Raw genomic sequence first — 12,097 nt, 5'->3', positions numbered from 1 at the left:
TTCTGTAGGAAATTGAATATAACTACAATTCACCGCATCGAAAGCTGATAGGTCTGCGCCCACGGCCTGATGGCTGAATGGAGAAAACAAGAGAGTCAGCCATATCGGCTTCCTTTCCACTCTCATACACTCCGATCAGAGCCTCTTTGTCGAAAAGGTTTGTTGCTTGCGAGAAATACTCTCTATACAACTCAATTTCTTCACATGCGGTATCAAAAGATGGGCTTAACATTGTTTGCAGGATGCTGATATCAATCATCGTTCCTGACATCCAGTCGACGATGCAACGATATCCAGCCATCCAGCGCAATGACGTTTCAATCAAGTAGGTCTCCATCGTGGTGGTGTTGTTTCCGACTAGACATGAGCCAAGCAGGATGCCACTGATATTTTTAGACTTCGACAATAGCCCTACCTGAAGCATTAGATGTCTAATGTCGACGCCCTCAATCTTGCGCCCTTCTCCATGTCCCGCGATGTAAACCACTGTATTTTCGTATTTGGGTCCAGAAGTTAGATGTGTGAGTGCTTGATCAAAACTGCTTTTATCAAAAAAACGGCTATACAGTACATCAATATCACCGCATACCTGGGCCATTCCCTGGATAAACGGTAGTACAGATACTCTCAACTGATCCTGCTCATGCAAACTCCAAGGAGCCTCCAGAACTATGATCGATCTGGATGCCGCTATTCGCGCGTTCACTGTTGTACGGGTCTTCATGATTAATCACCTCGTCTAGTATATGAAACAGCCAGCTGTGACAAATTAAATCATCTCAAGAGCCACACCTACCAAGTCGGTATGCGAATCTAATACCGCCATGTTAGCACACTGGCATTGCCGCTTTGGAGGTTATGAGCTAGTTTGACTAGACAAGCTTGGACGAAGCTAGGCGTTCAATTTTTTGATCAGTTTAGCTTAACTTTGATGTAAGTATTTATTATAAATATTTCGCGATTCGAAACTCAGCAAGGCTCTTTGTGGCATATCTTTGTTACCCCGCCGAAATCATTGTCACAACTGCACATCTAGTAGAGAGTGATTGGCAAAACAGTCAAGTCAATGTGGAAAGCTACGATGCACTAGCTCGTACCTTCTCGACTGCAGCAATCAGTGCGATGGGGCGGAACGAAGTAGGGCCCGGTAAAGTTCTGTGGTTGCTCGCTGATGTATGCTCAATGCGATTGAGTCCAATGTCCGTTAATGATGTGTTTGTGGAAAGTATCTCGCCGATTGGTAGCCGGATAGTCAGGCCCAGTGACTTTTCTACTGAAGACTTCCATCTTTTTCAGACGGTCGCAACATCTGCGTCCAACCCATACCTAAAAGCACGTCTGCATGACATCCTTTGGTCTACTCGAGAACCACGCGATATTAAAGATGCTTGGTCAGCAATCGACTCATACTTACAGATTCCATTAAATAGTGATGCATGGAGAGAAGATGGCTTCATGTGTTGGCAGAGAGCTGTAAAACTGGGACTTGGGCCCGGCCGAGGTAAGAATGGGCTTGTAGAGGTTCTTGAGCAGAAGCTGTCATTAGCATTTCAGTCCGCAACACCATCAGATTGGTTTGTCGCGCGTGACCTTGCCGAACTACTTGGGTACTTCTCCCTCGATATCAATAGCAAAAAGTCCATTGCCGAAAAATTAGAGTCCCTAGCAAACAGTTTCGATGATGGCCAATCGCCAGTAGCACCAATGATTGCTGGTATGTTATACGCTAAGTCGGAGACGTGGTTTACCAAGATTAAGGAGTCTACAAGGGCTGCCACGGTTACAGCTAAAAGGGCTGAAACTTATGTATGTGAAGCAAAGATGAGGTTGGCATCACCTCACCCTTCCCATGCCGTAGCAGCAGGGTTCTACGAAAGGGCCATTCAGACCTATCGAAGCATTCCGCGTGGAGAAAGAGCACGCTTCAGTGGTGACGAGCGGATAGCTGAGTTAAGAACAATGATGGGTGCGGCTTCAAAATACGCTGTCGGCGAAATGCGTAAAATCGGTGGTGAGTCGATAGAGCTTAGCGATGAGATCTGCGCCGCCCAAAATATCATTCGAGGAAAATGCGCAGTCGAAGGGATGCTGACATTTATCAATCTTGTTCCGCAGGCAGATGAAATCAAACTGCGAGAGCAGATTTTGGAACAGTTGCGTCAGCCATTTTTGCTGCATACCATTCCTCGAACTTTGGTAAACAAAGATGGGCGTGTGCAGGCAAAACTGTCTGGGCTCGATACTCGAGTAGATCCTTCCGAATCTTGTAACAATGGAATCGTCCATCACGAAGTGCTCCGAGCATATCGATTTGAGCGATCATTTTACGTCGTGTCGATGATACTTCCAGCACTGGAAATTCTTTATGCTGAGCATCAACTCACTGAGGCTGACTTTGTGGAAATTGTCAGCCAGTCACCGATTGTGCCAGCAGGTAGAGTACGTGTGTTTGCTATGGCGTTATATTCCGGCTTCAAGCATGACTTTGTGACTGCATTACATATTCTCGCGCCGCAACTTGAATATTTAGTTAGGTATCAGCTTAAGCTCCGTGGAGCACTGACAACGAATCTCGACTCTAGTGGGGAAGAGACTGAAAATAGCCTTAACACACTATTAAAGCTCCCGGAGATTGCTAGTGTTTTTAGTGGAAATCATCTATTCGAGCTGCAAGCCTTATTTGCAGATCCGTGGGGATGCAATTTCCGTAATCACATCGCCCACGGTCTGCTCGATGAGGATGAATGTCAGTCGGCGGAGGCCGTATACGCTTGGTGGTTCTGCCTGCGACTCATTCTAAGACCTATTTGAGATCTAACTAGAGTGATGAATTTTATATCGGCTGTTCAAAAAAAGAAAAAATTGTACAACGGTAAGTAATCTTTGCTTGATAGCCATGTCTGTTCAATCTCCTTTTTTGGGTAGAGTTAATGTTGCGTTGTTGGCCATTGCTGTAAATATATGGCTTATTCAATTGTTTCTGCCAAATCTAATACTCTTTGGATGAGCCCAGGGTCCAGGTCTCCATCTTTACCTAACGTGGGAACTAGTTTCCAGTTTTCACACATTTTCTCGTATGCTGGTATAAGTAGCTTAGAGTGCTGCTTGATAATACTGAAATAACTATCAACAAATTTTGGCAATAGAGGAAGCGAGTTGTCTGGTATTCCAACACAATGCGCCCATGCAGGTTGTAAGCCATAGGACCACTTTGCTAAATCTGGAAGGTCATTTGCACCTGAACGTAGTGCATTCCGTAGTTCCAGAAAGGCATAACTTTTCAGAAATGAAGTTTCTGAAATATGCTGCTGGTCTTCTTTGCCAATGTCATCGAGGAATGGAATGCCGAAGTGCTTAGACAATAGTACTACTTGGTCGTCTAGCATAAATTCAAGACTGTGGATGGGCTGGTAACTGTATCGCATAACAGACCAGTGGCCACTTTCCCTTTCATTTTTGGGCGTGACTCGGTTGATAACTTGGAAGATGCCTAAGTCAGATATATCACTTCTATCCGGGTATTTGGAGCATGGTCGCTCCTGAAGTTGGAGCTGTGGTCCATGTGGTGACAAGCGAAGAGCCCAGACACTCTTACCAATCAGTACTCGGTAAACAGTATCCGAACCAGGAGTGACTCCAAGTTTTATTCCAAGAGATGCGGCTAATGTTTTTCTTTGCTCAGAATGAGCAAGACGTTCAAGTTGTCCACGGTTGGGATAACCGTGGTTTTTGCATAAGGCTTCGAGGTTGAGCAGGTAATGGCCTTCGCCAGCTCTAACCTTTTTTTTGGCTTGCCGTTCTAGATCTTGAAGTAATTTGGAATATGGGGAGTATGGGGAGGATGGCTTCATCGAAATCTCCTGGTGCAATTTAAGCGATGTCCACCTTGTCTCGCTATTTGCATGGGAAATTTTCAATAATTAATTCCAAGCCATCACTATGTGTTTGCCAACGGTGGACTGGCGCGCTTGGCGTAAGCGCACCTGTATTACAGCTTACTAAGGCTGGCTTTGCAAGCTTCCTGTATGAATGTGACCGAGACTTGTGTTTGAGATGTCTCGGATTTGCTCACAAGTACCCATAGCAGGCCACTGCTGAGCATGTTAGTGAGGTGACAGTTGTTACACCTAGTCATCCCACTCACTTCTCACCCGTTTCTGGTACTCAACACCATCACCATATGAAATTCCCAGTTTAGTAGCTAGGCCGAAGCTCTTGGCAAGTTCGGTTTTTTCTTCTGCAAGAGAGACTTCGTGTGCATGGTCGGAAGTTTTACTTTCCGGAGGTGCAGCAGCAGATAGGGCACCTGGCTTACCAGTCTTGAGAAGCTCGACAATGCTGGCGATACGCTGTTCCGGAGGTAGGTTGGAGGTTGACATCATGACCCATTCAACAAGCTTGGCAGCAGCCCGTTCGGCCGCTTGGTCGATGATTCGTTCTACAGCTCCCTCTACTGCACTTTTAACAGCGCGTTCGATGGTTTGAACAGTTATATCAATCTCGGGCTTATCCATGATAGGTACTCCATCCACTTGAGAGTGTGTGTATGCGAAGCGTCGTCAATGTTGCATTTGGTGTGCAACTATAAAAGTCGTTCCGAAGTGTTCCGCGTATGCATGGAATCGTCAAGATTAATCTACTTCTAGTGATGGGCCGTCGTTCCATTTGCGCGTGAAACAAGTGAGTCTCCGCTCCTTTGATGTCATCTCATGAAGGCCGGCTGCTACTTGGGCTGATGTACTATGGTTAGGTATGGTGAGGAAGAGATGATTGAAAGGATGTACATAAATTAAAAAACTTCAACTTGAAATGTACACCTATGTTGGGGGCGTGAATTGTAGGGGTGTGAGCGTGGTGTACATAAATTCCATTCGTCATGGAAATTTATGTACACCTATTGTGAAAAAAGTGTACACCTTGCGCGTACACCTTGCGTGCTATTAAGTATTTGTTTTCAAAAGGGAAAACAAGGGGTGCCGGCTTTGCATTTCAATGGGTCTTTAGACCCACAAAATGCATTGCATCCGGTACCCACATAGATGCACTTGTATCTTAGTATTCCTTCTGTCTTACAGGCTTGATAGGTTTGGTAAGTGTCTTATCTAAGAACGCTACCAATCGTGAATATAACTTGCGTATATATGATGTACTCGCAGCGTAGTCCGATGTATCTACAAGAGCGTTGTAGTAACGAGCTGCTTCGGCGTAGCCACTTCCCTGATGAAAACAACCTGCCGCATAAAGTGAAATGTAAACAATCTCCATATTCATGGTACGATTTTGCCCGCGGGTGGGTAGAAAACTGGCAGACAAACCACCCTGTATAAGCCTCTGATATATCATCCTCGGCTCAATTATCTTCTCTCGCCTTGAGAAAAGAGAAGGCAAAATAACTAATTGTGTCTCATGTCGTCTAATCAGATTAAGAATTTTCTCCTTTTGTATAAAACGTTGTGATCGCTGCGTGCTTTCAATGCTGAAATATAGCCCTACACAGCTTTTAACCGCTTTTGAATAATTTTTCTGTTGCAAATTATTGACAACTTCTCTTGCTAGTTTGTGAAAGATAACACTTTTAGAACATAGCCATAATAAATCTCCCAGTATAAGTATGGTGCGCGTAGTCGTTCCGTAGCGCATCTGACTGTCCGTCGGAAAGGCGCATCTTAGTGATGGTGGTATTCCCTTTATCAAAAGTGCCATTGAAATAGTCAAGATGGGCAAGATGTCATCCTCGCGTAATAAAAAGTTATACTTTTTTGTATACGCATCCATAAGTATTCCTGATGGAAGTGATGCCAATTTGACCGCAATCCTAGCCATATTATCAAGGCGCCAAGATTCAATCATGCTAAAGCTGTCTCGCCCAAATTGATCTAATGCCATGCTACAACTTCAGCTGTTGGCGGATGGACGGGAAGGACTTTTCTTTCAATACGGTTAAACCTGATGCATCTACTTCATAATTAAAGAATTCTCCCTCGGCTATATGGGTAAGATTGTTGGGCATTTTGGTCAGATCAAAGATAAAGCACTTGCCGATTTTGCTATACAAGCAAAGGTGTACCTCCTGCGTAATTGGGTGAAAAACTACATATACACTACCTTCCATTTCGTTAATCGAACTGTGTGGATTTGCCTGAAGTAACTTGCTATCAAGGATGAAATTGATAGCTTCGTTACTGTTTACTTCACGCATTGGTACTGAAGGAGAGTTCCAGATTGCATGCTTGCTCAGGTAGTTCATTGTTTGGGGAAGTGTAAGGTTGGCTGGGACTCCGTTTTTATTGGGAAGGTTGACTTGTGCTGCTTGCATATTGATGTCTACTCCTTTGTGTACATAGTATTTGCAGCATTGCCCCCTGGTTTTAATGATTTGGCGAAGCCACTCCGGGCGCTGAATATGCTCAGGCCGGGTTTTTTCTGCATTTTGGATGAGACGCTCAAGTGTCTGTCCGTGATATCGAGCTACAATGTCTAACTTATCCCACTCTTCTTGTGTGGCCCGTATTGTTACCCTTTCACAAAAACGAACCTCAAAGCTTTTAGCGACCTGTCTTGCCATTTCTTTCCTTGACTTTATTAATGCCGGCATAAATCGCAGCGATTGCATCGGCAAGATGTTCCAAATAGCTGAAATTTTCCACTGGATTAAATTTCCCTTGATAAGGGTAGGTTGGCCAAGGCGCCTCCGGATGCTTATCTATCGCCCAAGATACCATCGCCCCTTTGTTGCGATCTTTTGCCGGATGTTCAGAAAGGACGGTTTTCTTTACGTCGTGGGGGCTGACAGTAATCAATGACTGTGGAAGGCCAATCAGTGCAGCAGTAAATCCAGCGCCGAGAGCGAATGCAGTTTGGTTATTGCTACCTCCAGTGGGCAGTTCTGCAAAGATGATTTGGCAATCTTTTGTGTACTCCTTGGTTTTGTTGTAAATTTCCTTACAGCGACGCAGCGTATCTTCAGTTTTCCAGGTACCATTCATTGGTGCCGTCTGTATCACGTACAATTCCGTAATGATCAAGCTTGAATTTGCAATGTCAAGTTCTCCAATTGCAATACCGGTATTTCTCAATCCCGGGTCAATTCCTGCAATTTTCATGGTTTTTATCCTTTAAATGAATGTTGTTCAGTTCGAGTTACTTTAAAATTGAGGTTATGTAGCAAATGGTAAGTTGCATTTGCAACAAATAATATTTGCACCTGATAAATTGGCGGCTATGCATTAGCAGCCTACTAAATTTTCTAAGACTTCGATTTGTCAGCATTGCACCGTTCCTCAATCCATTTATTTATCTCCTCAAGCTTGTAAGCGCTGGTGTTTTTGCCAAGTTTAATTTTGCGAGGAAAGCCACCTTCCTTCTCCCAGCGCTGGATGGTGCGTTTGCTCACCCCCAGCATCTGTGCAGCAGTAGCTTCCCTGATGAAGGCAATATTTAAGGCATGATCGTTAGCATTCATGACTAATTCCAAATTGTTAAAGAGCAAAGAAAAACGCCATCACACTTGTCCTGCTATGGCGCGGGACGTCGTGTGATGGCGTTACTTTAATTTTTATGATGCGGATTGAGAGGGTCTATATTTTCATGAAAATAGACCTTGACAAGCCTTAAATTTCTTCATTCAGAATTTCATTCTTGACGTGCTCTATGTATGCCTTGTACTCAGGTACTTTTTTCTTGGTCTTATTCTTCAGTGTGTCGTATGACATGCCACATTCTTCTGCGACCCAATGAACAATCTCATCTAAATTCGGTAGGTCGGTTTCGATTCCGCATTCTTTGTTGCTTTCATGTGCGGCTTTCAATAGGCTGTACCTCTTAAGCGGATGATGCGCATGCGCCTTGCCTTTTCCTTTATGTGCCAATGATTTACCTGCTAGCATGGCAGAAATGTGCTTGGGTACTGAATCGCCTGAAGTGAGTAGCACATTAAGCTTGTCGGGCGCATTGAGGCGCTCAAACTCATAGGCGGCTTCAGCCCATTTCTGTGCTCTTTCATTCCTCTGAAGTGCCAGAAGAATTCTTGTCTCTCCGTATATTTCAGATTCGCTCATCATGACGCCTTAAAAATAGGAGTGATCTTTACTCCGGCCTTTAACGAATCAAGATAATCGGCCCAAGCCTGCATCATCTTTATGCGCTCAGGCATGTATTCGGCATAGTTGTAGGTTGCCCGAATGCTGTTGCGTTCTGCGTGTGCCATCTGGCGCTCGATAGCATCGCGATTCCATCCTTGCTCATTCAGCAGGGTTGATGCCATGTGGCGGAAGCCATGGCCAGTCATTGTGTCTTTGTCGTAGCCAAGTCTACGCAAAGCAGCATTAACTGTATTCTCGGACATAGGGCGCTTGTTCGAACGTGCGCCGGGAAAGACGTACTTGCCATTCGCTGTGAGCGGTTCAAGCTCGCGTAATATTGCTACCGCCTGTGAGGAAAGCGGTACCACATGCTTCTCCCTCATTTTCATGCGCTTTGCTGGGATAATCCAAAATCCGTTCTCAAGGTCAATCTCACTCCAGGCGGCTTGGCGTAGCTCTCCTGGGCGGACGAAGACCAGTGGCGCGAGCCTAAGAGCGCATCTTGTTTCCAATGTCCCTTGGTAGCCATCAATGGCGCGAAGAAGTTCAGCAATCTTTGCAGGGTCAGTAATGGTCGGGAATGAAGTCTTTACAACTGGTGAGAGTGCCCGCGTCAGGTCGGCTGCAGGATTTCGCTTGGCACGACCAGTTGCGATTGCATACTGGAATACTTGGCTGATGTTTTGCTTGGCTCGATGGGCGGTCTCAATCGTTCCTCGTTGCTCGATCCTTTGAAGGCTGGCAAGTAGTTCCGGTGCTTCAATCTCGTAGATGGGACGCCCACCAAGCCAAGGAAACGCATCTCTTTCCAAGCGTCTGATGATGCGATCGGCGTGCCCATCCGTCCACGTAGGTTTGTATTTGGCAAACCATTCGCGTGCCACGGCTTCAAAAGTATTGTCTGCTTGGAGTGCTTTAGTGGCTTTGATTAATTTCCGGTGCTCGCCAGGGTCTATGCCCTCTGCTAGCAGTCGGCGAGCCTCATCTCGCTTATCTCGAGCTTGTTTTAACGTGACTTCAGGGTAGACGCCAAGAGCAAGCGTTTTCTGCTTTTGTGTGAACCGATAAGCAAGGCGCCAGTACTTTCCGGATGAGTTGACGAGAAGGAAGAGGCCTTTCTCGTCGGAGAGCTTGATTGGCTTGCCATCTTCTTTGGGTTTGGCATTTTTGCATGCAGTATCTGTAATTGCCATTGTTGGTATCTGCCCGTGTTGGTATCAAATCTACCAACATAGATACCAACGGATTTGTTGGCATGTCAAGGCGCTGCATGTCGCACCGTGACATAAGAAAAAACCCCGAAAGCCTTAAGCTATCGGGGTTTTGTCGTTACATGTCTTTCGGTGACATGTGAATTTGGTGGAGGCGGCGGGAATCGAACCCGCGTCCGAAAGTCCTCTACGGTGAGATCTACATACTTAGTCGTGTCATTTGGATTTAACCTCCACCACGCCGACGGACAGGCTGGGCTTTGGCGAGTTACCTTGAGTTTCGCACAGTGCCAAGTAACCCGGCACAGCACTAGCAGATGTAGAGTGACACTACAGGGTTTTGACGCCCCCGGCCCATCTGCGAACCGTTGTAGTGTCTAGCCGGCCGTTAGGCTGCTAGAGCGTAAGTTTCGTCGTTTGCGACTAAAAAAATTCAGCTTTTTACGGGGTGACTGAAATCCCGGTATGCCCTCATCCGCTTCGCAACCCCCGTCGAAACCAGGTCGCCCCCAGATAAGACTGACAAGTATACAGTGAAACGTCCGTGGCGACTAGTCTGGCTGCCGCGGCGAAATCATTCGGCAGCAGGCCGGGCAATGAGTGGGGGTTGGCGCGGCTAACACAATGCGCCGTGGGGCAAGGTCTGTCGATGCCGGCCACGCAGCAGGCGTACCCGCAGCCGGGCCTGGGGCGGCGGCGCTTAGCGCTTGAGGGCCAGCACCACTACCCCGCCAGCCACCATGGCAATGCCCAGCCATTCGCGCGGGGCCGGGCGCTCGCCAAGAAAGATCACGGCAAACACGGCCACCAGCACCAGGCTCAGCTTGTCGACCGGGGCCACTTTCGATGCTTCTCCCATTTGCAGGGCGCGGAAATAGCAGGCCCAGGACAGGCCGGTGGCGATGCCGGACAGGCCGAGAAACAGCCAGGTCTTGCCGGATAGCTGCAGGGGGTTGCTCCATTTGCCGCCAAGCCAGACAAATAGCGACAGCACCACGCTGATGATGGCGGTGCGAATCAGCGTGGCCAGGTCGGAATCCACGCCGCGGATGCCTATCTTGGCAAAAATCGCGGTCAGTGCGGCAAATACCGCCGACAACAAGGCCCAGAACAACCAGCTGGCCGTTCCCATCATGATTTTCTCCCTTTCATTGACGCGCACGCTATCCGGCCAGCGCCGACCGGCCTAAAATAGCCGCTCAAATATTATTCCTGCGGCGGCTGCCATGTCCCAATCCAAAACCATACTCCTGCTTGCCCTGCTGCTGGCGCTGGCCATGCTGGCCGGGCACCGCCAGGAAAACAAGCCGGCCAGCGCAGGGCAGACCCGGCTGATCAAGAACATCATCCGCATTTTGTAATGCTGAACACGCAGGACAGGCCAGACAACGGCCTCTTGCCCGCCACGACACACTCCAAGGACAGATCATGATTTCTGCCTCAACCCTGTTGCTGTTCATGGCAACCGTGCTGCTGCTGTTTTTGTCGCCGGGGCCGAATATGGCGTTTGTGCTGTCGTATTCCACCACCATGGGCCGCTCCGGCGGGCTGGCGGCGGCGCTGGGCATTGCTGTGGCGGACATGGTGTTCACCATTCTGACCGCCAGCGGCATTACCGCCATGCTGGCAGGCTGGCCGCCGATGTTCGACCTGCTGCGGCTGGGCGGGGCGGCGTATCTGCTCTGGCTGGCGTGGAAATCCTGGCGGGCCGGCGGCATGCTGGCCCTGCTGGGCGGTGAGCGCCGCAGTCACCGCCAGGTGGTACGCATGGCGATGCTGAACAGCCTGCTCAACCCCAAGGCGCTGCTGTTTTTCATGGTATTCCTGCCGCAGTTCGTCAATATCGCCCACGGCCATGTTGCCCAGCAGGTTTTGCTGCTGGGGCTGGTGCTGGCGGTGACCGGGCTGGCTTTCAATGCCTTGCTGGCACAGTTCAGCGGGGCATTGGGGCGCTATTTGCAGACACAGCCGCGCTTTGCGCTGTGGCAAGGGCGGGCGCTGACCCTGGTGTTTCTCGGTCTGGCCGCCCGACTGCTGCTGTTGCAGCGTCCGGGTCAGCCCTGAGCGGCTGTGCTGTTGTCCGCTGCGGCGTACCAGCGGCTTGCCGCCGTGTCGTCTGCCAGTGCCTGTAATACGGCAGCGCTCAATTCCTGTACCGCGCCATCCAGCCCGCGCTGGCGATAGCCCAGTGCCGTGCCGCGCTGCAAGGCTTCTGCTGCCAGGGTAATGGCCAGGTCCTGCGGCAGTTGTGCCGCCCCGCTCTGGCAGGCCTCGGCAGAAAAGGAATGCGCCTTGCGGCAGCTGGCTGGCCGCCATGGATAAATGCTGCACAGCGCATCCTGCAAGAACGCGCAGGGCGGCCGTATGGCACCCTCTTGCGCCAGCACGGATTGTTGCCGTTGCAGGGCCTGCCGCAGCTGCGCGAGCCGCTCTGCCGGGCCGCTGCGTAGTTGCCGGGCAATCAGCAGGGCTTCGGCCGGCGCCACTTCCACCCGCAGGCTGCAGCAGCTGGCGCAGCCGGCCCGGCAGGCCACCGGCTCGCCACGCAAGGCTGCCTGCGCCATGGTTTGATCGATGCCGCGATGCAGATTGCCGACAAATGCCACCGCATAGTCAACGCCGGGCTTGTCTTGCAGCGCTGCCGTCACCCGCGCGCCCACTCGCTCTATCGAAGCCTGCAGGGCCGCGGCTTCGTCTGCATGCAGCATGCTCATCCTTCCTGTCGTTTCCGTGATGCCAGCTGGCACACCAGACTGGATTATAGCCCGCAGCCGGCGGCCGGATCGTGACACTCCATGGCGGGTG

14 protein-coding genes and 1 other RNA gene are annotated in these 12,097 nt (G+C 49.3%); 3 read left to right on the top strand and 12 right to left on the bottom strand.

Translation table 11 applies throughout. From position 1 onward, the window contains the following. Positions 1-22: 22 nt before the first annotated feature. Positions 23-724, bottom strand: a complete 702-nt coding sequence (locus tag DFR38_RS00780; RefSeq protein ID WP_059285621.1) for a hypothetical protein — start codon at positions 722-724, stop codon at positions 23-25. A gap of 260 nt (positions 725-984) precedes the next feature. On the opposite strand from DFR38_RS00780, the gene DFR38_RS00775 reads away from it, so the two are divergent. Further along, positions 985-2,811 carry a DUF4209 domain-containing protein gene (locus DFR38_RS00775; protein WP_161968923.1) on the top strand — a complete coding sequence of 609 codons (1,827 nt, stop codon included), beginning with the start codon at positions 985-987 and terminating at the stop codon, positions 2,809-2,811. 155 nt (positions 2,812-2,966) lie between these two features. Here the strand turns inward: DFR38_RS00775 and DFR38_RS20830 are convergent, their stop codons facing one another. From DFR38_RS20830 to DFR38_RS00730, 10 genes are all read right to left on the bottom strand, one after another. Next, on the bottom strand, positions 2,967-3,851 hold the full coding sequence (locus tag DFR38_RS20830; protein WP_146215882.1) for a hypothetical protein: 885 nt from the start codon (positions 3,849-3,851) through the stop codon (positions 2,967-2,969). 276 nt (positions 3,852-4,127) lie between these two features. Continuing rightward, positions 4,128-4,514 (bottom strand): hypothetical protein, encoded by a 387-nt coding sequence (locus DFR38_RS00770; protein WP_059285623.1) that lies wholly within the window; start codon positions 4,512-4,514, stop codon positions 4,128-4,130. A gap of 538 nt (positions 4,515-5,052) precedes the next feature. After that, on the bottom strand, positions 5,053-5,886 hold the full coding sequence (locus DFR38_RS20825) for a hypothetical protein (RefSeq protein ID WP_146215881.1): 834 nt from the start codon (positions 5,884-5,886) through the stop codon (positions 5,053-5,055). Position 5,887: 1 nt separating this feature from the next. Further along, positions 5,888-6,565 (bottom strand): hypothetical protein, encoded by a 678-nt coding sequence (locus DFR38_RS20820; protein ID WP_146215880.1) that lies wholly within the window; start codon positions 6,563-6,565, stop codon positions 5,888-5,890. After that, positions 6,546-7,103, bottom strand: a complete 558-nt coding sequence (locus DFR38_RS00755; RefSeq protein WP_059285626.1) for a RuvC family protein — start codon at positions 7,101-7,103, stop codon at positions 6,546-6,548. Before DFR38_RS00755 ends, DFR38_RS20820 begins: the two co-directional genes overlap by 20 nt. 143 nt (positions 7,104-7,246) lie before the next feature. Further along, complete coding sequence (locus DFR38_RS00750; RefSeq protein ID WP_110312859.1) at positions 7,247-7,462, bottom strand: helix-turn-helix transcriptional regulator; 216 nt, start codon at positions 7,460-7,462, stop codon at positions 7,247-7,249. 148 nt (positions 7,463-7,610) lie between these two features. Continuing rightward, a complete protein-coding gene (locus tag DFR38_RS00745) occupies positions 7,611-8,057 on the bottom strand; it encodes a hypothetical protein (protein WP_110312858.1) in 447 nt (148 codons plus the stop codon). Continuing rightward, on the bottom strand, positions 8,057-9,274 hold the full coding sequence (locus DFR38_RS00740) for a tyrosine-type recombinase/integrase (RefSeq protein WP_059285628.1): 1,218 nt from the start codon (positions 9,272-9,274) through the stop codon (positions 8,057-8,059). The genes DFR38_RS00745 and DFR38_RS00740 overlap by 1 nt, the downstream gene beginning before the upstream one ends. A 164-nt stretch (positions 9,275-9,438) precedes the next feature. Then, positions 9,439-9,803: a transfer-messenger RNA gene (gene ssrA, locus DFR38_RS00735) on the bottom strand. Between the two features lie 189 nt (positions 9,804-9,992). Next, positions 9,993-10,424, bottom strand: a complete 432-nt coding sequence (locus DFR38_RS00730) for an EamA family transporter (protein ID WP_199051969.1) — start codon at positions 10,422-10,424, stop codon at positions 9,993-9,995. Between the two features lie 94 nt (positions 10,425-10,518). Between DFR38_RS00730 and DFR38_RS21645 the strand changes: the two genes are divergently transcribed. Both DFR38_RS21645 and DFR38_RS00725 read left to right on the top strand, forming a co-directional pair. After that, on the top strand, positions 10,519-10,653 hold the full coding sequence (locus tag DFR38_RS21645; protein WP_255524279.1) for a hypothetical protein: 135 nt from the start codon (positions 10,519-10,521) through the stop codon (positions 10,651-10,653). 67 nt (positions 10,654-10,720) lie between these two features. After that, positions 10,721-11,356, top strand: a complete 636-nt coding sequence (locus DFR38_RS00725; RefSeq protein ID WP_059285629.1) for a LysE family translocator — start codon at positions 10,721-10,723, stop codon at positions 11,354-11,356. On the opposite strand, the gene DFR38_RS00720 is transcribed toward DFR38_RS00725, so the two are convergent. After that, positions 11,347-12,000: a YkgJ family cysteine cluster protein gene (locus DFR38_RS00720; RefSeq protein WP_158527668.1), complete on the bottom strand. Its 654-nt coding sequence runs from the start codon at positions 11,998-12,000 to the stop codon at positions 11,347-11,349. The genes DFR38_RS00725 and DFR38_RS00720 overlap by 10 nt on opposite strands. Between the last annotated feature and the right edge of the window lie 97 nt (positions 12,001-12,097).

Origin of the sequence: Aquitalea magnusonii (genome assembly GCF_003202035.1) — a bacterium.
GTDB lineage: Bacteria > Pseudomonadota > Gammaproteobacteria > Burkholderiales > Chromobacteriaceae > Aquitalea > Aquitalea magnusonii.
The sequence above is the reverse complement of the archived record's forward strand: the minus strand, read 5'-3'. Positions and strand labels throughout refer to the sequence as shown.

What these genes read in the sequence shown, in the direction of transcription:
- DFR38_RS00780 (WP_059285621.1), bottom strand. Translation starts at nt 724, where the DNA reads ATGAAGACCCGTACAACAGTGAACGCGCGAATAGCGGCATCCAGATCG.
- DFR38_RS20830 (WP_146215882.1), bottom strand. Translation starts at nt 3,851, where the DNA reads ATGAAGCCATCCTCCCCATACTCCCCATATTCCAAATTACTTCAAGAT.
- DFR38_RS00770 (WP_059285623.1), bottom strand. Translation starts at nt 4,514, where the DNA reads ATGGATAAGCCCGAGATTGATATAACTGTTCAAACCATCGAACGCGCT.
- DFR38_RS20825 (WP_146215881.1), bottom strand. Translation starts at nt 5,886, where the DNA reads ATGGCATTAGATCAATTTGGGCGAGACAGCTTTAGCATGATTGAATCT.
- DFR38_RS20820 (WP_146215880.1), bottom strand. Translation starts at nt 6,565, where the DNA reads ATGGCAAGACAGGTCGCTAAAAGCTTTGAGGTTCGTTTTTGTGAAAGG.
- DFR38_RS00755 (WP_059285626.1), bottom strand. Translation starts at nt 7,103, where the DNA reads ATGAAAATTGCAGGAATTGACCCGGGATTGAGAAATACCGGTATTGCA.
- DFR38_RS00750 (WP_110312859.1), bottom strand. Translation starts at nt 7,462, where the DNA reads ATGAATGCTAACGATCATGCCTTAAATATTGCCTTCATCAGGGAAGCT.
- DFR38_RS00745 (WP_110312858.1), bottom strand. Translation starts at nt 8,057, where the DNA reads ATGAGCGAATCTGAAATATACGGAGAGACAAGAATTCTTCTGGCACTT.
- DFR38_RS00740 (WP_059285628.1), bottom strand. Translation starts at nt 9,274, where the DNA reads ATGGCAATTACAGATACTGCATGCAAAAATGCCAAACCCAAAGAAGAT.
- DFR38_RS00730 (WP_199051969.1), bottom strand. Translation starts at nt 10,424, where the DNA reads ATGGGAACGGCCAGCTGGTTGTTCTGGGCCTTGTTGTCGGCGGTATTT.
- DFR38_RS21645 (WP_255524279.1), top strand. Translation starts at nt 10,519, where the DNA reads ATGTCCCAATCCAAAACCATACTCCTGCTTGCCCTGCTGCTGGCGCTG.
- DFR38_RS00725 (WP_059285629.1), top strand. Translation starts at nt 10,721, where the DNA reads ATGATTTCTGCCTCAACCCTGTTGCTGTTCATGGCAACCGTGCTGCTG.
- DFR38_RS00720 (WP_158527668.1), bottom strand. Translation starts at nt 12,000, where the DNA reads ATGCTGCATGCAGACGAAGCCGCGGCCCTGCAGGCTTCGATAGAGCGA.